The organism is Brachybacterium sp. ACRRE (assembly GCF_022346485.1).
In the GTDB taxonomy this organism is placed as follows: Bacteria; Actinomycetota; Actinomycetes; order Actinomycetales; family Dermabacteraceae; genus Brachybacterium; species Brachybacterium halotolerans.
Genome location: NZ_JAKRMO010000026.1, coordinates 16,926 through 38,652, shown reverse-complemented (window position 1 = coordinate 38,652; position 21,727 = coordinate 16,926). Strand labels below are relative to the sequence as shown.

Sequence of the window (21,727 nt, the reverse complement as noted above, 5' to 3'; positions counted from 1 at the left end):
CCGCAGCGGAGTGTCCTTCAGGGTCGGGGAGCCACCGTGACGCTGCAGTCCGCGAGATGCTCGAGGCGAACCCGGAAGTACGACTCGTCGTCGAAGACCTCATCGGGAAGTGCCGCCCATGCAGGCACGAGCACGTGCATGACAGTCTGCCCGTACTGCCGGCTGCGCTCCCCCACCGGATTGTCCGTGAAGAAGGCATGCTCGCGATCCTGGCAGAGACTGATGAAGCGCCCAGTGCGGGCGATCTCGGCGGCAGCCTCCGAGCTCGTCCGGTGGTAGAGATCCACGACGGATACGACGTACCCGTCCCGGTCCTCGACCAGACGAGTAGCGCCCCGCCTGATCGTTCCGCCTCCCGCAGAGGGTTCCGGCGCCGGCACAGCGGGCACTACTTCCCCGCGGTCTCGCACGAGAGGATGTTGCGGTACGTCGAGACGACGGGAATCCGAACCCCCGACACCGTGCACGTGTAGGTCGTCCCCTCATGGAGCCTGCCCTGCAGGTCGGAGGAGGCGAACTTCCCCTGCGACAGGGAGTCGGAGTTCTTGAACGTCTCCCCCTCCTTCGACCACACGAGGTAGTAGGAGTTCTCGCGCGTGACGACGCGATCCTTCTCCGTCACCGTGATCTTCACGCCCTCTTCCTTCGTGGACGTCGTGAAGGCGAACCCGCCCAAGACCACGACGACGACCAGAGCAATCAGACCGCCGCGCGCAAAGCCGTGGCCGCGTTCAGTACCGCGTTCCATGAGCACCCCCATGTTCGTCACCGCCGGAGCCTCCGGCGTCGCCCGAATAGTGGGCGGCCCATCCGTCTCGGAGGACGTCACACGCGCCCGTTGCTCCCGGCGCCCGGGGCAGCCGCGATACTGGAAGCATCATGATCACCGCCTACGCCCGCGTCGCCCTCGACGTCGACTTCACCGACGTTCCCGTCCGCGACCGCGACATCAGCGCCTTCGACACCGCGACCGTCTCCGGCGAAGGCGAGACCTGGGAGGAAGCCCAGGCTGCTTGCCCGGTCCCCGACAGGGCACAGGTCATCAGCTGGGCGCGCTGGCCCATCTGATCGCCCAGCCGACCGCGGGGAGACTGGGCGCGCTCCCGGATCTGCGGTCGACGACGAGCTGGACGCTCGCGCTGCGCCCTCCGGGACGTCAGCTCGACGAATCCTGCAGCGCCCTGGAGGGCACGGCCACGTTCGACCACTCGTGGTGCTGCCGGATGATGCCGACCTCCAGCTGCCGGTCCGTCAGGGGCAGGTCGTATCTGAGGCCTCCCGTAGCGACGCAGCGCCGCGCGCGCATCACGGACGCGGCCGCCTCCAGATTCCAGCCCGGCCAGTCCTGGTCGTGCATCTCGGTGTACCCGTCCGCGTAGACGGTCGTGATCTTCAGGTGCGTGGTCATCTCTGGACCTCCCGACACTGGTGCTGTCACCTCGACAGTGGGCGCGCCCGTCGCGTGGCAGGACAGCACCCCGGCCCGAAGCCGTCACCGACCACACCCCACGACGCTCTCGGGTGCCGGCGCGGGACGGCCTGCGACGCGCAGCACCCGCCCACTGGTGCAGCGACCAGCTCTGCGAAAATGAGGCCGGACGCGCGGAAGGACCACGGCGATGGGAACCACCAACGACAGCGGCGGCGAACTACCCCGGAAAACCCCGTGCGCCTCATGCCCCTACCGCTGCGGCGTGCCCTCCGGCGTCTGGGACCGCAGCGAATACGACAAACTCCCCGCCTACGACGGCGACATCCCCGAGCAGACATCCGCACGCGAGTTCTCCTGCCACCAGCAGGACGGCACCGTCTGCGCCGGCTGGCTCGGACACCGCGACCCGCTCGAGCTCCTGGCCGTGCGGATCGGCATCATCGACGGGAGCCTCGACCCTTCCTGCGCCGAGTACTCCACCACGGTGCCCCTCTGGCCCACGGGCGCAGACGCCGCGCGCCACGGGATCGCATCGATCGACGCACCCGACGAACGAGCGCAGGACACCATCGCCAAGCTGGAGCGCACCCGCGACATGCGCGAGCGCAGCGACCGCGCCTGACCCCAGGCCATCTTTCGACGACCACGGCCGCCGTTCGCCGAGCCTCGCTAATCTTCAGGAATGACGCAGATCGACCTTCACGGGGTGGTGTCCCGAAGGGAACTCCTCGAGGCGCGGGAACGAACCCATCGTCGACCCCCGCACGAGTACGAACGGCCGCAGCGAGAACTCCGCACGGCAACCTGGACGACGGCACGAGCGATCCCCCTCGATGACTCCCGCGACTTCGAAGAGGTCCCCTTGAAGTGGATCGGTGTGCGTGGCGCCCTGTACGCCGACCCATCGTGCTGGTTCCATCCCCCGGGCACATGGGTGGAGACCTGGGGCGAACTCGTCCCCGAACCCTTCAATGCACACGACGACCACGCACTGGCCATCGACCTCAACGGCTCACGCCTGGGGTATGCGTCTGCCCGGTACGCGTACTACGCGCATGCGATGATCGCGACGCTCAACAACACAGGAGCTCGAGTGCTGGTTCCCCTCCAGTACCGCAGTGACTACGACCGGCGATCCAAGCTGCTCATCGCGAGTGCCTTCGCCGCGCTGCCCACCTTCCCCGAGCTCAACAAGCTGCTGCCCTCGGACGAGGAGTACGTGCGCCTCCTCGATCCCCTCTGGGAATCCCTCGATGAATCGGTCCGCGAGCAGATCGCCCGCGACGGCTTCCACCTCACCAACGACACGCTCCCCCACCTCATCGCACTCCGGCACCGCGCGCCAGAAGCCGGACTCCCATCGACGGTTCGCCTCGGCGCCGTGCCCCGAGGAGTCGAGCGCTATCTCGCCGAGAAGCGCTACGAGCGCCAAAGAGCCGAGGACGCCCGGATCCGGAAGAGGAACGAGACCATCGTCGCGGACTTCCACGACGGCTGGAAGCAAGTCGACATCGCTCGACGCCAAGGAGTCTCTCCCGCCGTCGTTTCCCGGGCGCTGCAGAAGGCCGGCGTCGACACCCGCGCTCCTCGCATCGACCCCGAGCAGCGTCGCATCCGTGCCGAGATCGTCTCGCTGCTCGAGGATGGGCAGTCCCGGCACGAGATCTCCGAAACGCTGGGAGTGTCCGCGCGAACGATCACGATCGCGGCCCAGGATGCAGGGGTCGACCTCCCCTCCGACGCCGGCGTCAACGACTACTCCCGACGCAAGATGCGCGATCGCCTGGAGCTGTGCCAGCAGGCCGTGAAGCTCCAGAGCGAAGGACTTACGCGCGCGGAGATCGCCCGAAGGCTCGAAGTCAGCAGCGACATGGCCAAGCTCTACCTCGCCGACGGCCGGTTCTTCACCGACCCCTCAGCGAACGGCGACAGGCTGGACGCGGCGAGGCATGCGCGCGCCACCGGAATGACCACCAGCCAGGCGGGGACCAACCAGGAGCGCCGAGCGATCCGAGACGCGAACATGCTCGACCTCATCGGCGACACCTGGCGATGAACTCCCCCGCAGCATCACGCCCCGGACTCTGCTCGTATCGGCTCCCTACTCTTGAGCCATGTACATCTTCAGCGTCGACTCGCCGGACGCTCCCGCGCATCTCGAACGATCGATGTCGATCATCGAACACCTCGAGCTGCCTGCGACCCACGCATGGATCCGTCAGCCCCCTGCCACGTCCAGTGAGATCGCGGCGATCGACAGCAGCTTCCCCGACGCCCCGGTGTCCCTCGAGGACTCACTGCGCGACGCCGTGATCGCGGCGCTCGAGTCCGCATCGCATCTGCGCCTCGCGATCCAATCGGACCTGTTCGCGCCGGCGCCGTTCCGCGCAGAACTCCGCACGATCCTCATGGCCGCAGGACGACTCGGGTACATCTCCCTGCCCACGCAGTCCGACGACCGACGCGAGCACGCCGAGCACATCCTCGGTATGGAAGCCCGCAGCCTCGACCGCGCCCTCACAGACATCGACCGCATCGAACATCTGCCGGGCCTGCGCTGGGACACCGACGAGGTCGACGAGCTCCGCCGGAAGATCAAAACCGTCAACACGGCCGGCCTCCCGGGCGACAGGTCATTGATCCGCATCGCCGCGGACCTGATCGGACGCGAAGTCACGGCCGCCGATGCGAGGATTGAACCGGGCGTGCTGCGCGATCACCTCACGTGGATCTGGCACACCGCCAGTGGATCCGCGCACGGGTTCGCGTGGCAGTCCCTCTCCCACGGGGACTTCGTCACCGACCTCGGCGACGTGCTCTCTGCGTTCCACTACGCACTGGACGCGGCCAAGAACATCTGGGAGCCGGAGACCGTTTAGAGCTCGCCCTCGCGCCTCGATGCGTCCGCTGCGTTCTCGATCCGGCGCATCCTCGCGTTCGCCCACACGGACCATCCGCAGAGCAGGACCAGACCACAGACGAGCACGACGGCGCCGCGCCCCAGATCGCTCCCCGTGACCTGACTGTGGGACGTCAACGTCCCGAGCAGTAGGAGCGCAATCGCCCCGTACACGGCCACTACCGACAGGGCGGGGATGCGCGTCCCGGGAACCGAGTACACGCGGTTCTTCACCTGCACGAAGAGCGCACCGCCCAGCCCGAGAAGGATCGACAGCGCGCAGCCGACCACCAAGAAGTCGCCGGGGACGTGGGAGAGACTCGCGCCCACCTCATCGATCGACATCTTCAATGCGTCAACGAACCGTCCGAACATGGCGGGTCTCCTCTCGAGCGGGCTCCACGCGCCGGCATACCGGGCGCTCCAGAGAAGTGGGCGGACCGCCGAGCCCGCAGGACACCCTCACCATCCGACGACAGGCGCCGAACCGAACCGCCGAGCCACCGCGAGGCGACCGGGCGTGGGCGACAGCCCCGACGCCGCGAGCCGATCGAACCGCGCCGAGAGCGATAACAAGAGGTCGCTCACTCTCCCTCACCGGCCGACTCGCCCCGTCGTCGTCCTCGCTGGCGCTCGTCCTCCTCGGTGCTCCCTGTCCGGATCGGTCGGTTCGCTCCCTGGGGGCTTCGCCCCTCGTGGTTCGTTGCGGAGAGCGTGGCGTGTTCGGTGCGGTGTGCGTGACGTGGTGCTGGTGTGGGGTCGTGACGCAACCTTCGCGGTGTCGGTGCGTCCTTCTCGGTACGTGAGCATGGTGGATTCGGGGCGCTGCGCGCAGCGCAAATCCGACTTGTGCTCGTGTGTGCTGGTTCGTGTCGGTGGGCTGATGCGTACGGGGGATCCTCGTGACGCTAATGCCACTGTTCGTGGTGTTCCCGGCGGGGTGCATGCACTGGTGGGGACGCGTTGCGGCTGGTCGCGGCGTCGTCGATGCGTGAACGTCCCGTGAGAGGTTCTTCCCGCCCACTTCATGGAGTGCGATAAGCCCCTGCGGGGCCGGGTTCGTGGCGACGGATCGTCCATCGATGCGTCGTCTCGGCGTTGCCGTTGCGCGCAGCGCATGCGTTCCGCCCTGCGGGACGCCACGCGTAGCGGCGGAACGATCCCGCGCAGCGGGAGCGTGACGTCCGCGCAGCGGTACGCGAAGCGTACTGGCGAGTGCTCCGCACGAGCGTCCCCGCCGGATCGGATGACCTCACGAGGGAACGCAGGATCGACCACCGAAGCGGCGAAGCCATCAAGCACAGGGGTCGATACGAGGACGAGGTCATACGACTGGACGCACCACGATTTCCGCGGCGAAGCCGCATCGTGGACACAGCGCGTTCAGGGCGGGGACGCTCGGCGTGGCTGTCGGGCGGATTATCGAGGTCAGGCCGCGTCCGGAAGGTGTCTGCGCTGGTGAGAGCGCCGGGGCGGTTTTGGAGGGTCCCGAGAGGGGGCTCCTTCGCATATGGGGAGGGTATGAGTCGCAACATCGTGGTCCGCCGAGTGACGCGCGCGTCGGGCGGTCAGAACAACCCGGAGATGGTCGCCACGCGGATGCGCGCGTTCGCGTCGGCGCTGAGCCCGCGCACGCCTGTCACGTTCCTCGCGGTGATGACGGACGACGGGCTGGAGAACTACCTCGTCACTCCGGACACGGAGGAGATGAACAAGGCTGCCTTGTCTGCGGCGAAGGCGGTAACCGGGAAGCTGGCCTACGTCGATGGGCTGCCGCGGTTGGATGCGGCCGGGGAGGTCGGGCACATGTTCTACCGGCCCGGTGGGACGCGCTCGTCGACGACACAGTCGGGGAAGGATCCGTTCTCGATGGCGGCGTCGCTGGCGGACATGTCGGTGGGGTCGTGGGTGGCGATCACGATGCGCGCCCCGCGCCGGTCTCGGCTGCTGAACGAGAACAGGATGTGGGATCGGTGGATCAAGGGCCGCATCGTCGGCGGCACCCATCATTCGCTCGAGCCCAATGGGGTCATCGCGCACGTGGCCACGGCGGCGTCGTCCCGTGAAGGCACGGAGTCGCTGATGCGGCAGGTCGCCGGTGACATGCACGGCTTCGACTTGGAGACGCGCGCCGTGCGTTTCCCGCGACGGTGGGTGGTGGCGGCGCTCGCGGGGATCGCCGTGCTGGTGCTCGCGGCGGGCGTCGCTGCGCGGGCCGCGACGTCGGCTGTGGCGGCGGTGGTTCCGGCCGCGGTCGTGGGGTCGGTGTCGCTGGTGCTCATGCTCGCGACGCTCGTTCCTCTGCTCGTGCTTGCGGGGTATGTCGCCTGGGGTGTGCGCTACGAGAGGCGTTTCCGTCGCGGTGACTTCCCACTCCCCCGGCGCCGGTGGGCGCTGCGCACTCGGCCGCCGACGCAGGGCAACGATCAGGGGCGCGCCGAGTCGGCGGACGACTTCCAGGGCGGCGGTTCGAAGCGCACATCGAAGGGGCCGGGCGACTACCCGCTGAACCGGGGTTCGTTCAAGCTCGGCGCACTGCTTCCCGTGGGTGCGCTCGCACCCGCCGCGGGCTCATCGTCGGGGACGTCGGAGACCGGGGACCGCGGGGCTCCCCCGGCGCTGCTGCGACGCATCGGGCCGGTCATCGGACTGGACTCCGCCTCCCGCATGGTGCGCCTGAGTGCCCGCGACCTGTGGGCGGGGATCGCCGTGTTCGGCAAGCCCGGATCGGGGAAGTCGTATCTGCTGCGCGCACTGTTCGCGTTCCTGTTGGCCGACCAGCAGCCACTGCCCCGTGATGAGGCGGAGGCACCGGAGCAGTTGCGTTCGATGCTCGGGTCCGAGGGTGCGGTCGTCGCGTTCGAGTCGAAGTCGGGGAAGGACGCCGCCGAGTATCAGCGGTGGGCGCGCGCACTGGGCAAGAAGAAGGTCCACGTGTTCGATCTGGCTGATCCCGAGGGCGCCCGGATCGACATGTTCGCCGACGGCAGCGACGTCAAGGACTGTGCCGCGAAGTTCGTGGAGAAGATGATCTACCACTGGGGCGGGGACTCGATCGGTGCGGCCTCGGCGAAGACGCTGCGCGGCGTGTTCACCGCGGCGCTCGGCGCACCGGTGGATGTGCTCACCGAGGCGATCGAGACGAGCCCGGACGCACCGTCGCCGACACCGGTCGCCACCACGGTGTCGATCGCCCATTCGCTGCTGGGCGGCTACGGGGACGACTTCGGTGCGCACCTGGCCGAGACGATCCGCCGGCGCCTGGCCGACGTGAGGAAGGGGACCATCGACGGCGATGTCGAGAGCCTGGAGATCGCGGCCGGTGGCCTGACCGAACTGTATGGGGCGTCGGTGAAGGCGACGGCACGGGCCGCCCTGCAGAAGGCCCCGTCCTCGAAGGTCGAGGTGCTCATGCTGGCACCGCACTGGTGGCGCACCGACGGCCGCGTCGTCTCCTTCGAGGAGATCCTGCGCCGCTACCTCCGCGTCGTCATCAACTCCGGGTCGACGTCGACGGCGACGGGTGCGAGCGCCGACAACCTGCGGCTGCCGCAGGCGGTGGGCGACGCCTTGAGCGGCATGCTCCTGTACTCGCTGAAGGAGTCCATCGAGTCGGTGTGTGCGGGATGGGAGGACGAGGGCAAGTACGTCGCGATGATCTCCGATGAGCTCGCGCGCGTCGCCCAGAACTCTCCGGACGTCATCAAGTGGTCGCGCATGCAGGGCCGCAACTTCGGGGTCATCCCGATCTTCGCGACGCAGGAGCCTGAGCTGCTTCCTGACGATGTTCGCCGCACGATGTTCTCCTTGTCGACGGTGATCTCGTACGCGCAGGAGAACGCGGAGGTGGCCGCCGAGATCGTCCGCGACTTCACGGGCGGCGCCACCGAGGGGTTCGAGGTCGTGCACACCAAGGAGGTCATGGATCTGCCCCGCTTCATGGTCATGGTGCGCACCGCCGTGCAGCAGCAGAGGCAGACCGTGTTCACCGCGAGGGTGCACCCGTTCGAGGAAGACCGCGAGGGATTCCGGTCCGTCGTCTACCCGCCCGGCCTGGAGGAGTGAGCTCGTGACGACGTGGAACCTCGGGGAGCTTCCCGGGCGGATCGATGAGCGCCCGTTCCGTGCCGCCGAGCGCGCGGACCCGTACTGGGAGGGCATGTTCGCCACCGGCACGTCCGACGGCTGGGTGAGCGCATCGCAGCATCGCCGCGCGAGCCCCGACCAGAAGCGGTGGTCGGGCATCCCCTCCAGCTACGTGACGGCGCAGGGCGAGGCGATGAAGTCCTTGCGGTCCAACCGTCACCGCCCTTCGATCCTCGGCGCACTGGGGGCAGTCTCGTCGTGGCGGACGGTCACGCGCGAGCAGCTGGCGTGCATCACGGGCTCGAAGGTCATGGGCACCACGTACCCGGCGTCGCTGTCGGCTCCGTTCAGCGCGGGCCTGCTGGCGCACGGGTACGTGTCGGCGGGGACGAATCGTCTGGCGCCGGCGCGCGAGCGCATGAGCATGTGGACGATCGGCGATCAGGTCGACGCGTACACCGCGTACCGCAAGTCCCTCACGTTCGCCGAGCATGTCGCGGTCACGGGAGGGCAGGGCTGGGACAGCGAGCACCGGTTCGACCGGCACAACGTGCTGACGACGGAGCTGGCTCTTCGGGTCGCGGAGTTCTGCGATGTCGCCACCGTCCTCGGCGAGAAGCAGGTGTCTCTGGCGCAGATGCTGGCGGCCGCGGGCCAGAGCGCGCCGCAGGAGGATCTGGGGCGGAAGGCGGACGCGGGGATCGTGCGCCATGACGGTCTTGTGATCGCGGTGGAGACGACGGCGTCGGTCGGTGAGGCGTTCCGCCGGAAGGTCGCGAAGTGGGCGCAGGTGCTGCAGCGCCACCCGTCCTATGAGCTGCCCCTGGTGGTGCTCGTGGTGGATGTGTCCACGCCGTCGCAGGCGACGAGCGCGGCGGCGAAGAACACGACGCGCTCGGAGATCCAGGCGGCGATCCGTGAGGCGGTGCGGGACTTCCCGGGGACGGCGAGGAATCGGACGGCGGCCCGGCTGGGCATGGTGTCGTGGCAGTCGTGGTTCCCGGGGCTGCGGGAGGCGGCGGATGACTTCCTCGAGCTGTCGGCGTCGTTCCTGCAGCGTGACGCCGAGGGGCAGGAGGGATGGCACCAGGTGCGGCTGCTGGATGAGGACGAGATGCCGTTCCCGGACGGGTCGGCGGGCGCGGGGCGGACGATCGCGCTGAACGCGCGGATGCTCGCGGGCACCCCGCACTGGCTGCGCACGGGGGAGGTGCCGCGGACGGCTCAGTACATGGTCCGCTTCGCAGGCGCCGAGGGCGTCGACGCGCTCGCGGGCCCTCTGGTCCCGGACCGCATGACCGGACCGGGGTTCACCCAGGGCGTCGCAGGCAGGAAGTGGCGACACCTTGTTGGTCTTGACCACACCGAGTGAGGGCTACATGCATGATGTGCAGCATGGATGACTCCCCGCCGCGGGCGATCGCGTTCGGCAGCTCCCCTCTGGTATCCATCGAGGAGTGCGCGGAGGCGGTCGCCTTGGAGATCGCCTTGCTGTGGGAGCAGGCCCAGTCGAAGGCAAGGGTGCACGACGACAGCCCCTCCCCGTGTATCGAATTGGAACTCTTCACCCCCGACTACGACATGCAGATGAAGTCCCGCGCCGTTTTCCGTTGCTGTCTCGCAATAGAGCTAACGGCTGATCAGGTAGAGGAGGACGAGGAAGCTCGCTATACCGTGTACTACCTCTCATCGGACGAGCTTGAGACGTCAGATGCCGTCTTTGTGGACCTTGAAGCACGCAAAGTCGATGCCTTCACGCTCAAGCTCTCCCTTCGCGAAGCCAACGAACGCTCCACGCCGGCATGGGGGTTCGAACCCTGACCCGGCATCCGATCGGGCCGCCCCGCCCACTTCACCCAGTGACAGGAACACAACGGCGAAGGACGGGACATGACGATCAAGCGCAAGAAGGACACCGGCGAGCAGGGCAACGGCGGCCAGTTCGGCACCATCACCCGCAGCGACGCAGACGTGGCCGTCACCGGGAGCGCCGGTGGGCATCCGTTCCCGGACAAGGACTACTACTCGGCCGATGAGATCGCATCGCTCACGGACCGCGGCATCAGGGTGAAGACCTCCCCCCTGAGGAACAGCACCCCTCAGGTCGACCGTGGCGCCGACATCGGTGCCGGCACCCTTATCTCGCCCAGCACGTGCATCGAGAGCGGAGCATCGCTCGGACAGAACGCGAGGGTCTTCAACCACGGGGTGGTCGCAGTGGATGCCCGACTGGGAGACGGTGCCACGGTCGGCAAGCACTCCGTCATCGGTGCCGGCGCGCGGATCGGCGATCGCAGCGACGTCGACTGGCGCAGCTTCGTGCGCGAGGACGCGTCGATCGGCGAGGACTCCGTGATCGGAGCCAGCGCCAGCGTCGGTGAACGCAGCCGCTTCGGTGCCCGCAGCTGCGTCGTCGACGGCGCACAGGTCGGCAAGGACGTCCAGGCTGGCGACGGCGTCGTGATCGGCGCTCGAGCACGCATTGACGACGGCGTGAAGATCGGCGATGGGGCCCTGGTCTGGGGGCACATCACCTCCGACGTGGCGCCGGGCGAAGTCCGCCGCGACGACGAGACATTCGAGGGGCGCACTGCGTCTCACGAGGAGCTCGCTTTCGGATCCCAGGGAGGCTGGCTGCGAGGGAAGTTCGGCCGCGCAACGTCCTAGCGAATCGAGCGGCTCAGCGAGATTGCCCTCAGCTGTCCGAAATTCAAGATTCCCACTCGCCGATTTGGTCGTCCATCAGCTTGGCGGCACGCATTCGCCGCTCCGTCGATGGGGGCAAGGCGATGTCCTCCAAGACGATCGGAGCCGCCTCGCCGTAACCAGAAAACTGGTGCACCGACGCCTTGTCCAGTGGGCGCCACGTGACTCCGTTCTGGACGATCAGTCCAGGGTCGCTGCGGCGTTCGATCCATAGGGCTCGTGCTTCATCGGCCACCGCAGTGGCAAGGGACGTGACCGATGCAAGCAGGCCTTCGAACACCGCCTGCGGCGACGGCTCCAGGAACATCGATGCGAAACCGCCTCGTGACCCTCTGACAATCGCCTCCGTATCTACCCAGTCTGGCTGCGCGTAGAGGGGGGAGATTAGCCCCGATGGCCGCCTCTTGTGGGTGGTCATCGCATGAATCATCATGCGTGGGGCTCGGTGCACTGCAGCGTTTCGTGACTTCATCAGCCACGGGAGCCAATCGTCGGGACCATGCTCCCTCCACGCCACGGCGATCCTGAGGATGGCTCCTTGGCGGTCGCGCCCCGTAGTTCCGGCATCCTCGAAGGCGCCCTGCCGCAAGTCCTGCGACGGCCCGCTGTTCGGCTCCTTCTTCGCCATCTTGGTCAGCTCGGCCCAATCGGTAGCAACCACGTTCACCCGAACCCCAGACACGATGAGGACTACGGCTGCGAGACGATCGAGAGCCTGCGCGAGACTCACGAGGACCTGCTCCACCCAGATGACCTGAAGTTCCTCGCGTCGCTCCTCTGCTGGGGAAGCGGCGGTGAACGCCGCGATCTTCTCCTCGCTACCGGTGACTCGCCCGACCAACGCCTGAGCTCGCGTCGAACGGTCATAGTTGAGCGAGTACTCGGTCTTGCGGTGCTCCTCGACCGCGAGCGACGCGTGACGCAAAGACGTGGCGACACCGGAGCAGGACGCGATCAGGTACTCACCGAGCTGTGCGGATACCTGCCACCCGACGTGTCCGTTCCACCAACCGATTCCGCCGGCCTCCACATCGAGGTCCGCTTCGATCTCGGCGCTCAGAGCGTCGATTACTTCGGTCGCGGGTCGGACGGGTTCTCGATAGTCAGCCATCTGCAGATCATGCCAGTGCCATGATCGTGGCCACCACAAGACGTTCCTCTGTCCCAGCTAACGGTTCCCCCGCCCACTGACCGTAGCGACACGACTCGCTACCGAAGGTGGAGACAATGGAACTCGGACGCGGCCCCCGATTCGAGAAGGACTCGAACGACCTCGCAGACTTCCTCGCGAAGAGCCGGGTGAAGATCGGTCTGTTCGTCATCCTGGTGGTCTTCCTCGGTTCCCTGCTGCTCGGGGTGATCCTGTGAGCGGCATCGTGTACGGCACCGCCGGAGGTTCCGTCGAGGATCTCGGCACCGAGGCCGCAGAGGCGGGACGCCAGGGCGAGGAGCACACCGGGCACGTCCTGAACCTGATGGCCGTCGAGTCGCAGCGGGACGTCTGGCATGACCTGGATGTGCCCGCCAAGGGGATCCGGGCGAACATCGACCACATCGTCACCGGCGGCAACGTCGCCCTGATCATCGACTCCAAGCGCTGGAAGCCCGGCCTGTACTGGACGCTCGACGACGTGTCCTACCGCTGGCTGACGAAGGTCGAGCACGCAGACCGGCGCACGATGCCCATGCTCCAGCAGCGCATCGCCGCGCACATTCCGCGCGCCCTGGTCCGCCGGCCGCTCGTCTCCGTCGAGTGCTCGCGCGATTCGGGAAGCGTGAACGTCCGCTTCCTGCACATCCCCGGCGCCAACGTGACCCGCGCATCCGCGCTGCCGCATCGAGTGCGCGCGCTCGTCCCCGACGCCCCGACCGACCCCGACATCACCGCCGCCCTGTACCCGCTGCTGCGCTCCAGCTGAGAAGGTTCCATGCCTCAGAAGTACGTCAAGCCCGCCGTGAACCTCACCGGCATCCTGCTGGCCGCCACCGCCGTGCTCACGATCGCGCTGGCGCTGCTCGAGCTGCCCACCGGATGGGTCCTCTTCCTCGGAGTGCTCGTCGTGGCCTGGGTGCATCCCGCTCCGACGCTGACCGGCCCCAGCGAGACGCCGGCGAACGAGCGCGAGGAGCTCCTGGTGCGCCGCCATCGCTCGTGGCTGGACACGCGCACGTCGCTGCTGATGGGCAACCTGTGGGGACGGGAGTCGCTGTGGCCGGGCATTCCCGTGCGCCTGTCGTTCCTCACGTCCGCGGCGTTCGGACTGATCGTCGCCGCGCTCCCCCTGTCCGGCGCCGTCCCCACGCTCGCGCTCGAGAAGGTGTTCGCGTTCCTCCCGTGGGATGCGCCGACGGTGCCGATGCCCTGGTGGGTGCCGGCCACCTCCGGCTTCCTCACCCATCACGTGATCGTGTCCCTGCTGGCACGCTCCCGACGCATCAAGGACAAGCCGGCCGTCACCCTCGGGCGCAAGTCCGTGGCATCCCTGTGGTCCTCCCTGTCCCGGCCGTACCTGCTGGTCGCCCCCCTGGCGATCGCCGCAGGCGCCTGGCTGACGGGCATCGCCCTGACAGCTACCGGGCAGGAAGCCCCGCTGTGGCACACTCTCGGGATGCTCGGCGGGGGGATCCTCGCCGGAGCCGCCGTGATCGGTCGCCCCTTGTCGTCCGTCTGCCTCACCCGGTGGCGGATGCTCGAGGAGGCCCGCACCGAGTGGGCGCCGCGGTTCGAGGAGGCCTTCAACGCCAAGGAGGGATCGCCCCGTCTGGTGGAGCGGACGCATGCCCCTTGCGGCGCGATCGTCGACGTGATGGATGCTCCCCCGAAGATCGGGGCCGTGGGGATGCAGGATCGTGCGGATCTGATTTCCGCCGCCTATGGCGACCCGTCGACGCGCCTGGACGTCCTGTCGAGCCCGAATCTCGACGCCTCCGGGAGGCCGGTCCCCGGCACCGCGCACCAGCTGCGCTCGCGGGTCGTCCAGTGGCCGGAGGGGTCCTTCCCGAACTTGCTGGACCCCGACCTCGATGACCTCTCCCGTGACCTCGCCCTGGAGTCCGCGATGTCGCGGGCGCTCGACGAGATCGGCATCAACCGCATGGTGCTGACCGATGCCACGCAGGTCTCGGACCTCCCCGACCGGGTGGACCCGCGGGTCGCCGAGGCGACCGAGAAGCGGGACGCCCGGGTGCGCAGGCAGATCGAGAAGCTGGACGAGGGCCAGGACGAGGAGCGCGAGAAGCTGGAGCGCACGCTCACCGAGCCCGTGGGCGCCCCACAGGACGGCCCCCTGGGCAAGGTGTGGCGCTGGGTGCGCGGCGTTCCCCGCCCGACCCCGGTCACCCCCGACGATTCGCCCTTGGCGATCTGGAAGACCAGCTGGGTGATGCCGAAGATCCCCTCGCCGCCGTGGCAGAGCATCCAGGCCGAGCATCAGAGCATCGGCCAGCACTGCTCGACCGTCATCGACGACGAGAACGTCGAGGTCGACGCTGTCGTCGAGCGGCGCGAGGGGTTCGTCCTGATCGGCGACCCGCTGGCGCAGGACGCCCAGTACACGGACGCTTCGGGGCTGACCCCCGAGCAGGTGCGCAACGTGCAGGCGGAGATCGAGTGGGAGCAGCGGTGGGAGCAGACCCTGCCGCAGGGGTTCATGCCGCCCACGACGCGGTTCGAGATCACCCGGGATGCTGAGCTGCCGCAGCGGTTCTCGCGGGAGCCCCTGATCCTGCACGAGCAGCTGTTCGCCACGAAGACCGGGCTGGATGCCGGGGAGACCTACATCGACCCCCGCGGCAAGGACTTCGAGAAGGGGATGCGCACGTCGATCACCGGCGCCCAGATGGTCTCCATCGTGGGCTGGCCCGGCGACAAGGAGGGGCAGGGGTCCAGGCACCCGCACCTGTTCGTGGTGCGCTGGTCCACTCAGCCGGTGCCCACGACCCCACAGGACGTCACCCCGACCGATGCGCCGGCGCCCGTGGCCACGAGCGCTCCCGCCTGGGTGCTGTCGCATCTGGTGAACACGGCGTTCCGGGCCTCGAACGTGAAGCTCCCCAAGCCGGAGATCGTCTCCGCTGACCCGTTGACGCAGCCGTCGAGCTCCAAGCACGCGTGGAAGGTCACGCTGCGCCTGCACGGCGGGACGACGCTGGTCGACGTCCGCAAGAAGGCCGACGCGATCCGGTCGCAGCTGGCATGCCCGTGGATGCGCATCAAGGACGCAGGCGACGGGGAGGTCACCGTCTACATGGGAGACCCCGGGTCGGGGGCGAAGCTGCGCCGCGGCGCCGAGGTCGAGGTGCGCAGCGTCGACTTCGACCAGGCGTTCGTGGACTCCTCGGTCGCGAACCTGTCGGGGCTCGTCCCCTCCCTGACGAAGGTCGCCACGCTCGCCTCGAACGAGCACGTGGAGGTGCTGGACTTCGACCTGCCTGCTGGCGTCGACTTCGCGAAGGTGCGCGGCAACCGGGAGAAGCTGCGCTCGAACCTGAACGTGGAGTTCCTGGATGTGCGCCGCCGGGGTGCCTCCGGGGTCCGCCTGTTCATGGCCGAGCACGATCCTCTGCCCGAGCGCGTCGGCATCCCCTTCGATGCGCTGCCCGAGGACGATGTCGCATTCGCGGTCAACGCCCTGGGCGAGCCGATGATCTTCGCGACCGAGGAGAACCCGCACCTGCTGGTCCTGGGCGGCACGGGGTCGGGCAAGTCCGCGGGGATCAGCACGCTCCTGTACGGACTGATCACGCGCGGATTCGACCCGGTCGTCATCGACCCCACCAAGGGCGGCTACGACTTCCTGTTCGCCAAGGACTGGGCGATCGCCCCGTTCGCGGCGGACGTCTACCAGGCAGCGTCGACGATGAAGGCGCTCTACGGGGAGCTCGAGCGACGCAAGGCGCTGAACGGCGAGCACGGGGTCGTGAAGATTGACAAGCTGCCGGCCGACGTGCGCCCTCGGCACATCGTGGTGGTGATCGACGAGTTCACGTCGCTGATCGGGAAGTCTGCCGTACCGTCGAAGTCCGACGACCCTGCGGCAGACCACGCCCGCCTGGAGGCCGAGGCGGAGAACAGCGCGCGCGCGATCGTGGGCAACATCGTCGGCAAGCTGGGGCGAGAGGCCCGGTCGGTGGGGATCCACCTGATCCTCGGCACGCAGAAGCTGAACGCGAAGACGCTGGACACCATGCCCGGCGGCTCGGACCTGAAGGTCAACCTGGCGCGCATGGGCCTGGGCAACATGACCACGGGCGACAAGATGAGCGCGTTCCGCAACCCGCTGGAGGCCGATGCGATCGCGGAGCCCCGCGTGGGGCGCGGCCTGTTCGAGCCGATGACGGCCCCGCACCCGATCCTGATGCAGGTCTGGTACGAGGAGAACGAGACGCTCCAGCAGCACCTGGTCGAGGCCGAGGTCGCCACCCCGGGAGACGACCGGCGCCTGGACCCGTCGGACCCGCGCTTCGCGGTGCTCCCCCTGAAGGACTTCGTCGACGTCGTGGAGGAGCACGAGCCCGAGACCGCCGTGGAAGAGGTCGACCTCGACCTGGACATCGACTTCGACCTGAGCGCGCTCCTGGACGGGGAGGACGGCGACCAGGGCGCTCCCCGCACCCCGGGCGAGACCGACGCACCGGAGAATCCCCGGGACGACGGCGTCGAGGAACCCGAGCCGGCCCCCGAACCGGATCTCGAGCTCGATGACCGGCCGTCGCTCAGGCTCTCCGACCTCGCCGGTGGCAGCACCTTCGCCATCGTCGAGGAGCTGCAGCGGGCCCTCGAGGCGAACGAAGCCTCGGAGGTGGTCATCGACGTGCCCGGCCTGGATGAGGAATCGGAGGTGGGCGCGACGTACCGGGAGCTGGTCGAGGATGCCGCGTTCGAGGCCGGGGTGAGCGTGCGCGAGGAGACCGTCCCGGTAGAGGACTCCCCGTCCGCCACACCGGAGGATCCCCGCGCCGAGACGGCGGCCGACGACAACGAGGAGGAGTGGGGAGACATCGGGTTCGCGCCCCCTCCCATCGTGCGCGGAGGACTGTGAACGCAAATATGTCTGCCTCCCGCCCACTGGGGTGAGCGAGGAGGTCTCGCATGGCGAACGAGCAGGCGCAGCCCGGTGACATCACCGGGGATTCGAGCACGCCCGAGCAGGACGATCTCGAGGGCCCCGGTGCCGGAGACCTCGGGTCCGGCCAAGATGGTGGCTCGTCCTCGCAGATCGCCGAGACCGGGAAGCAGCTCGCCCAGAAGGGCGCCGAGTTCGGCGTCAAGAAGGCCACCGGATCCGATGTCGCGGTCAGCGCCGTGCGCGGCGCGCAGAAGGCTCGCAACGGCGACATCGTCGGCGGCGCCCAGGACGTCGCCGCGTCCGGGGCCGGAGCCGCCACGACCGCCGCCCTGGCGTCGACCGGAGTGGGCGCACCCGTGGCCGGCCTCGCCGGGTCCGCGGTGACCAGCATCTTCCAGACGAAGGCGTTCCGCTGGCTCATCGGAGCTCTCGCGTTCTCCCTCGCCCTTATCCTCGCTCTCGAGGCGTTCTACCTCTCGGCCGTCGCAGGGGCCGTGCTCGCCGCCCTCGCTCCCGCGAGCAGCCAGGCCACCACCCTGTCCGGAGCATGCCAGCCCGGTTCGAGCTCGAGCGCTGTCGGTGACCCGGGGGCCGTCGTCGGTGATGACATCCGCGAGAAGGTCTGGAACTACCTGCGCGGCGCCGGGTACACCGAAGAGCAGACCGCCGGGGTGATGGGCAACATCGAGCGGGAGTCGAAGTTCAACCCCTTCGTGTCCCAAGGCGGCAGCGGGACGCCGACGGTGAGCTCCGGGTGGGCTCTCGTGCAGTGGACCGCGGATCGCCACGCGGCCGTGCGGGACGCCGTCATCAAGGAGCTCGGCAAGAAGTTCTACGTGGGGGCGCCGACGATCGACCAGCTGCCGAGTTCTCTGAGCGACGAGGACGTCGACACGATGGTCCTGTTCCAGATGCGCTACATCATCAGCGAGATGGAGGGACCGGAGAAGGCTGCAGGTGACGCCCTGGCGAACTCCGACAGCGTCGAGGATGCCACGCGCGCGTTCGAGTCCAAGTACGAGCGTGCCGGCGTCTCCGCGATCGACGAGCGCATCGCCAACGCCCAGAAGATCTACGACCAGTTCAAGGGCTCGAAGGTCCCGGACGCCGGGGGCACCGACTCCAGCGATGACGAGGCCGATGCGCCTGACCCGGGAGGTGACGCGGCCGCACCGGCAGCCTCCTCCAGCGATGATGAGGCGTCCTCGTCCGGGGAGTCGCACCAGCTGACCGCGGCCACCTCCACGACACCCGACCTGGGGCCCAGCGGCGCGACCAGCACCGCGTCCTGCGCGAGCACGAGCACCGCGGGGACCACGGAGGCCGGATCCGTGAAGCCTTGCCCGGACGGGAAGAAGGGATGCGTGAACGTCGCTGCGCTCACGCAGTCCTCCAAGGACCTCAAGTGCCCCGAGGGCACCAGCGAAGGCGGCGTCGTCACCGCCTACTTCGAGGGCACCGGCAAGGAGATCCGGCTGTGCAACCTCGATGGGGCGACGACAGCCAACGGCGGTCCCGTCCAGTTCAACGCCATGGTCGCCAGCAACTTCGTCGCCTTCTACAACGAGGCGAAGAAGGCCGGGCTCGACCCTGGGTTCACGTCGACCTTCCGCTCCCACGAGAAGCAGCAGTCGCTGTACGCGAGCTCGCCTGGTGGGGCGGCACGTCCTGGCTACTCGAATCACGAGTTCGGGATGGCGGCCGACATCGATGGGTTCTCCGCCTCGTACTCGCGCAACAACTGCGGGTCGACCAAGACGAAGGAGGGCGCCTGCTCGTACCCCGGTGGGGGCGAGGAGCTCGAGCGCTGGAAGGAGCTGCGGAAGATCGGCCTGAAGCACGGCCTGTACATTCACGATCAGGAGTTCTGGCACATCGAGGCGATCCCCTCCGGCAGTAACCGTGACCGCAACATCGACATCTACAAAGGATGACCCCCATGACCCCCAGGATCCGACTGGTGATCATCATCGTCGCCGTCGCAGCCCTTCTCGGCGGCGTGATCTGGTTCGCTGCCGCCCGCGGCGGCCGGGACGAGGACCCGAAGCCGACGGGGGTCGCCGTGATGCCGTCGGACCAGGGCGGGGCTGATCCCAGCGATGGCGGATCCTCGGACCAGGACGACGCCGAGGAGCAGACTGCGAAGGTCACGGGGGATTTCACGGACCCGGAGCAGGTCGCCACCGCGTTCGCGGACTCCTACCCGGGGAACGTGAAGGCGATCTCCGATGCGACGTTCCAGGCGTCCCTGGAGGGGACCGACTCGTCGCTGGCGAAGAAGATCTCGAACCCGCGCGTGGAGCAGGACGACCACGGCACCGATGACGTCTACGAGACCTACGCGTACACGGTCTACGGCACCTACCAGGGGGACGAGGTGCCGGCCTATTCGATCACCGTGGCGCGGCCCGTGGACGCTGAGGAGGGCGACGCGGACAACGACACCGAGTACCGCGTCCAGTCCTTCGACTGGTCGCCGAAGATGCTCGGCGACGAGGACTCCCCTGGCCCGGCGGCAGACCTCATCTCCCCGATCTCCAGCCAGCAGCGCATCGATCTCGCCACGAACGTCCGCAAGGGCGCGCTCGCCCAGGTCCTGGCCTACAAGGACGGCGAGAGCGCGAAGGACCGCAAGGAGCGCCTCGCCGACTGGATCCTCACGCCCACGAAGGTGAAGCCGGAGGCCTCCCCCAGCGGCAGGTACGGCTACAAGCCCGAGATCCTCTCGCAGGTGTACACCACGGAGGACGGCGGCCCCATCACCATCGGCTACACCGGCCGGTGGATCGACCCGTACGACCAGGGCAACACGTCCGCGGCCGCGTACACGGCCACGATCGTGCGCGACAAGGACGGGAAGTACCAGGTCAAGTCGATCGAGGAGATGAAGATCCCCAAGAACGACGGGGGCGACGAGTGAGCCTGCTCCCCGCGCGACCGCCCTCGCGCCGCGGCCTCCTGGCCACGGCGGCGACGGTGGCGAGCATCGGCCTCGTGAGCGCGTGCGCCCGACCCGACGAGAAGCCGGTGGCCTCAGCCCCCGCGACCGCCGCGGCAGTGAACCTGGAGTCGCCTCGGGGATTGTCGGCGCATGGGACGCGAGCACCTCAGGGAGCGGACGGAGTCGCTGCGTTCGTGGGCGAGCAGCTGATCGTGCGAGACGGCACCACCCTGGAAGGGGTCATCGGTCACCTGCGCGCGAGCGAGGCGATCACGCAGGACGCGGACATCGCGATCGATGCACCGGGCCTGGACGAGGTCGTGCAGTCGTCCTTCGAGGCCGGGTCTCCGCTGGAGCTGTCCAAGGGGGCGACGGTCGTCGGGTTCGGGTATCGCCCGGACGGGGAATCGGTGTGCGAGCGATCTGTGACCCTCTCCCTGAGGGGCGTCTCTCCCCTGTCGACGACGACCCCGGAGACGTCTTCCTATGCGGCGGTGCTGTACCTCGTGCTCGTCGCAGCGAAGGGATCCTGGCGTGCCTCGGGTGCGCGCGTCCTGCAGTTCGCTCCGGCCTGGTCGACTGCGGGCGTCAGAGGGCGGCGCCGGGCCGCCATTCGATGCGGGCCTGTTCTCCGGATGGGAAGTAGCGGCGTCGCCGGCGCTGCAGGCGCAGGATGTACATCCGGGTCGGCACGGCCCCGGACTTGCGGTTGTTGTGGAAGGCGCACAGGGCCTGCTGGTTGCTCATCGCTGTCCGGCCGCCCTGGGACCAGGGGAAGACGTGGTCGCCTTGAGTGGCGGTGTTCGTGCATCGCACCCAGAACATGGACTTGTGCTCGCAGCGCATTCCGGCGCGCTGGAACGCGTGCGCGCGTTCGGCCGCGGTGAATGTGCGACGGGGATCGCGGCTGCTGCAGGCCCCTCCGGCAGGTGACCGCAGCACGAAGACGATGAGCAGGATCGCTCCGGCAACGGCGAGCAGCCACGGATGGTCGTGCAGGAGGTTCCAGGCGGTGGCGGCGGCGCGCAGCAGCTCGCTCACTTCTTCTCCTTCTCGTCCTTCTTCTTCTCCGCCTTGAGGGGGTCGGTCTTCTTCTTCACCTCGTCGCCGTCGTCGGTCTTGTCGCCGTCGGTGTCCTTCTTCAACGGGTCGGTGCCGCGCTCCTGCTCGTCGCCGTCCTCGAGACCGTCCCCGTCGGTGTCCTTCTTCCGCGGGTTCGTGCCGTCGTGGAGTTCGTTGGAGTCGTTCACCCCGTCCCCGTCGGTGTCGGCCTTCTTCGGGTCGGTGCCTTCGGCCTTCTCCCGGAGGTCCGGGAGACCGTCGCCGTCGGTGTCGAGTGGGGTCTGATCTTCGCTGTTGGCCGGGACGGCGACTGGCACGGGGACGGGCACGAGGACGACGTCGTCATCGTCGGTGAAGGCCTGCCAGGGGCGCGTGAACGCGAGGATGCCCGCGATGATCAGGGCTCCGAGGACGGCGAGGATGGCGATGGCCAGCCGCGAGGACAGGAACCACATGATGGTGCCTGGCCATGAGCGCTGGATGCGGATCGGTCGCCGGTTCTGTCGGAACTGCACGGGTGTGGCCTCTCTGGT

The 21,727-nt window shown here is 68.4% G+C and carries 20 protein-coding genes; 13 read left to right on the top strand and 7 right to left on the bottom strand.

Features of this window, described 5'->3' with window-relative positions:
- Positions 1–17: 17 nt before the first annotated feature.
- Together MHY49_RS09385 and MHY49_RS09380 are read right to left on the bottom strand one after the other, a co-directional pair.
- Positions 18–287 carry a hypothetical protein gene (locus MHY49_RS09385; RefSeq protein ID WP_239203738.1) on the bottom strand — a complete coding sequence of 90 codons (270 nt, stop codon included), beginning with the start codon at positions 285–287 and terminating at the stop codon, positions 18–20.
- Between the two features lie 101 nt (positions 288–388).
- Positions 389–769: a hypothetical protein gene (locus MHY49_RS09380; protein WP_239203737.1), complete on the bottom strand. Its 381-nt coding sequence runs from the start codon at positions 767–769 to the stop codon at positions 389–391.
- A 110-nt stretch (positions 770–879) separates the two neighbouring features.
- Between MHY49_RS09380 and MHY49_RS09375 the strand changes: the two genes are divergently transcribed.
- Complete coding sequence (locus MHY49_RS09375; protein ID WP_239203736.1) at positions 880–1,068, top strand: hypothetical protein; 189 nt, start codon at positions 880–882, stop codon at positions 1,066–1,068.
- Positions 1,069–1,156: 88 nt separating this feature from the next.
- Here MHY49_RS09375 and MHY49_RS09370 read toward each other — a convergent pair whose 3' ends face one another.
- Positions 1,157–1,408 (bottom strand): hypothetical protein, encoded by a 252-nt coding sequence (locus MHY49_RS09370; protein ID WP_239203735.1) that lies wholly within the window; start codon positions 1,406–1,408, stop codon positions 1,157–1,159.
- A 211-nt stretch (positions 1,409–1,619) separates the two neighbouring features.
- Here MHY49_RS09370 and MHY49_RS09365 point away from each other — a divergent pair, with 211 nt between their 5' ends.
- The 3 genes from MHY49_RS09365 to MHY49_RS09355 all read left to right on the top strand — a co-directional run bounded on the left by MHY49_RS09365 (position 1,620) and on the right by MHY49_RS09355 (position 4,311).
- Entirely contained in the window at positions 1,620–2,054 is a 435-nt protein-coding gene (locus MHY49_RS09365) for a DUF6283 family protein (RefSeq protein WP_239203734.1), read from the top strand.
- Between the two features lie 240 nt (positions 2,055–2,294).
- Entirely contained in the window at positions 2,295–3,488 is a 1,194-nt protein-coding gene (locus tag MHY49_RS09360; protein ID WP_239203733.1) for a helix-turn-helix domain-containing protein, read from the top strand.
- Positions 3,489–3,546: 58 nt separating this feature from the next.
- Complete coding sequence (locus MHY49_RS09355; protein ID WP_239203732.1) at positions 3,547–4,311, top strand: hypothetical protein; 765 nt, start codon at positions 3,547–3,549, stop codon at positions 4,309–4,311.
- Here the strand turns inward: MHY49_RS09355 and MHY49_RS09350 are convergent.
- The gene (locus MHY49_RS09350) at positions 4,308–4,706 is read right to left on the bottom strand and encodes a hypothetical protein (RefSeq protein WP_239203731.1); all 399 of its coding nucleotides are present in this window, start codon (positions 4,704–4,706) and stop codon (positions 4,308–4,310) included. The genes MHY49_RS09355 and MHY49_RS09350 overlap by 4 nt on opposite strands.
- A 1,146-nt stretch (positions 4,707–5,852) precedes the next feature.
- Between MHY49_RS09350 and MHY49_RS09345 the strand changes: the two genes are divergently transcribed.
- From MHY49_RS09345 to MHY49_RS09330, 4 genes are all read left to right on the top strand, one after another.
- Complete coding sequence (locus MHY49_RS09345; protein ID WP_239203730.1) at positions 5,853–8,396, top strand: hypothetical protein; 2,544 nt, start codon at positions 5,853–5,855, stop codon at positions 8,394–8,396.
- Positions 8,397–8,490: 94 nt separating this feature from the next.
- Entirely contained in the window at positions 8,491–9,789 is a 1,299-nt protein-coding gene (locus tag MHY49_RS09340; protein ID WP_239203729.1) for a hypothetical protein, read from the top strand.
- Positions 9,790–9,812: 23 nt separating this feature from the next.
- Positions 9,813–10,238: a hypothetical protein gene (locus MHY49_RS09335; RefSeq protein WP_239203728.1), complete on the top strand. Its 426-nt coding sequence runs from the start codon at positions 9,813–9,815 to the stop codon at positions 10,236–10,238.
- A gap of 69 nt (positions 10,239–10,307) precedes the next feature.
- The gene (locus MHY49_RS09330) at positions 10,308–11,084 is read left to right on the top strand and encodes a DapH/DapD/GlmU-related protein (RefSeq protein WP_239203727.1); all 777 of its coding nucleotides are present in this window, start codon (positions 10,308–10,310) and stop codon (positions 11,082–11,084) included.
- A 43-nt stretch (positions 11,085–11,127) separates the two neighbouring features.
- Here MHY49_RS09330 and MHY49_RS09325 read toward each other — a convergent pair whose 3' ends face one another.
- Positions 11,128–12,234 (bottom strand): hypothetical protein, encoded by a 1,107-nt coding sequence (locus tag MHY49_RS09325; protein WP_239203726.1) that lies wholly within the window; start codon positions 12,232–12,234, stop codon positions 11,128–11,130.
- A 116-nt stretch (positions 12,235–12,350) separates the two neighbouring features.
- Between MHY49_RS09325 and MHY49_RS09320 the strand changes: the two genes are divergently transcribed.
- From MHY49_RS09320 to MHY49_RS09300, 5 genes are read left to right on the top strand one after another with little or no spacing between them, the layout of a single operon-like run.
- Positions 12,351–12,491 (top strand): hypothetical protein, encoded by a 141-nt coding sequence (locus MHY49_RS09320; protein WP_239203725.1) that lies wholly within the window; start codon positions 12,351–12,353, stop codon positions 12,489–12,491.
- Positions 12,488–13,042, top strand: coding sequence for a nuclease-related domain-containing protein (locus tag MHY49_RS09315; RefSeq protein ID WP_239203724.1), 555 nt, complete (start codon positions 12,488–12,490; stop codon positions 13,040–13,042). Before MHY49_RS09320 ends, MHY49_RS09315 begins: the two co-directional genes overlap by 4 nt.
- Positions 13,043–13,051: 9 nt before the next feature.
- Complete coding sequence (locus tag MHY49_RS09310) at positions 13,052–17,164, top strand: FtsK/SpoIIIE domain-containing protein (protein ID WP_239203723.1); 4,113 nt, start codon at positions 13,052–13,054, stop codon at positions 17,162–17,164.
- A 50-nt stretch (positions 17,165–17,214) separates the two neighbouring features.
- Positions 17,215–19,125, top strand: a complete 1,911-nt coding sequence (locus MHY49_RS09305; RefSeq protein ID WP_239203722.1) for a phage tail tip lysozyme — start codon at positions 17,215–17,217, stop codon at positions 19,123–19,125.
- A 5-nt stretch (positions 19,126–19,130) separates the two neighbouring features.
- Positions 19,131–20,111 (top strand): hypothetical protein, encoded by a 981-nt coding sequence (locus MHY49_RS09300; protein WP_239203721.1) that lies wholly within the window; start codon positions 19,131–19,133, stop codon positions 20,109–20,111.
- Positions 20,112–20,720: 609 nt separating this feature from the next.
- On the opposite strand, the gene MHY49_RS09295 is transcribed toward MHY49_RS09300, so the two are convergent.
- Both MHY49_RS09295 and MHY49_RS09290 read right to left on the bottom strand, forming a co-directional pair.
- Positions 20,721–21,173 carry an HNH endonuclease gene (locus MHY49_RS09295; RefSeq protein ID WP_239203720.1) on the bottom strand — a complete coding sequence of 151 codons (453 nt, stop codon included), beginning with the start codon at positions 21,171–21,173 and terminating at the stop codon, positions 20,721–20,723.
- Positions 21,170–21,709, bottom strand: coding sequence for a thrombospondin type 3 repeat-containing protein (locus tag MHY49_RS09290; protein WP_239203719.1), 540 nt, complete (start codon positions 21,707–21,709; stop codon positions 21,170–21,172). Before MHY49_RS09290 ends, MHY49_RS09295 begins: the two co-directional genes overlap by 4 nt.
- Between the last annotated feature and the right edge of the window lie 18 nt (positions 21,710–21,727).

Bases quoted from the DNA above. Each gene is read 5' to 3' on its own strand.
- MHY49_RS09375 (WP_239203736.1), top strand. From the start codon at position 880: ATGATCACCGCCTACGCCCGCGTCGCCCTCGACGTCGACTTCACCGAC.
- MHY49_RS09370 (WP_239203735.1), bottom strand. From the start codon at position 1,408: ATGACCACGCACCTGAAGATCACGACCGTCTACGCGGACGGGTACACC.
- MHY49_RS09365 (WP_239203734.1), top strand. From the start codon at position 1,620: ATGGGAACCACCAACGACAGCGGCGGCGAACTACCCCGGAAAACCCCG.
- MHY49_RS09355 (WP_239203732.1), top strand. From the start codon at position 3,547: ATGTACATCTTCAGCGTCGACTCGCCGGACGCTCCCGCGCATCTCGAA.
- MHY49_RS09350 (WP_239203731.1), bottom strand. From the start codon at position 4,706: ATGTTCGGACGGTTCGTTGACGCATTGAAGATGTCGATCGATGAGGTG.
- MHY49_RS09345 (WP_239203730.1), top strand. From the start codon at position 5,853: ATGAGTCGCAACATCGTGGTCCGCCGAGTGACGCGCGCGTCGGGCGGT.
- MHY49_RS09340 (WP_239203729.1), top strand. From the start codon at position 8,491: ATGTTCGCCACCGGCACGTCCGACGGCTGGGTGAGCGCATCGCAGCAT.
- MHY49_RS09335 (WP_239203728.1), top strand. From the start codon at position 9,813: ATGGATGACTCCCCGCCGCGGGCGATCGCGTTCGGCAGCTCCCCTCTG.
- MHY49_RS09330 (WP_239203727.1), top strand. From the start codon at position 10,308: ATGACGATCAAGCGCAAGAAGGACACCGGCGAGCAGGGCAACGGCGGC.
- MHY49_RS09325 (WP_239203726.1), bottom strand. From the start codon at position 12,234: ATGGCTGACTATCGAGAACCCGTCCGACCCGCGACCGAAGTAATCGAC.
- MHY49_RS09320 (WP_239203725.1), top strand. From the start codon at position 12,351: ATGGAACTCGGACGCGGCCCCCGATTCGAGAAGGACTCGAACGACCTC.
- MHY49_RS09310 (WP_239203723.1), top strand. From the start codon at position 13,052: ATGCCTCAGAAGTACGTCAAGCCCGCCGTGAACCTCACCGGCATCCTG.
- MHY49_RS09305 (WP_239203722.1), top strand. From the start codon at position 17,215: ATGGCGAACGAGCAGGCGCAGCCCGGTGACATCACCGGGGATTCGAGC.
- MHY49_RS09300 (WP_239203721.1), top strand. From the start codon at position 19,131: ATGACCCCCAGGATCCGACTGGTGATCATCATCGTCGCCGTCGCAGCC.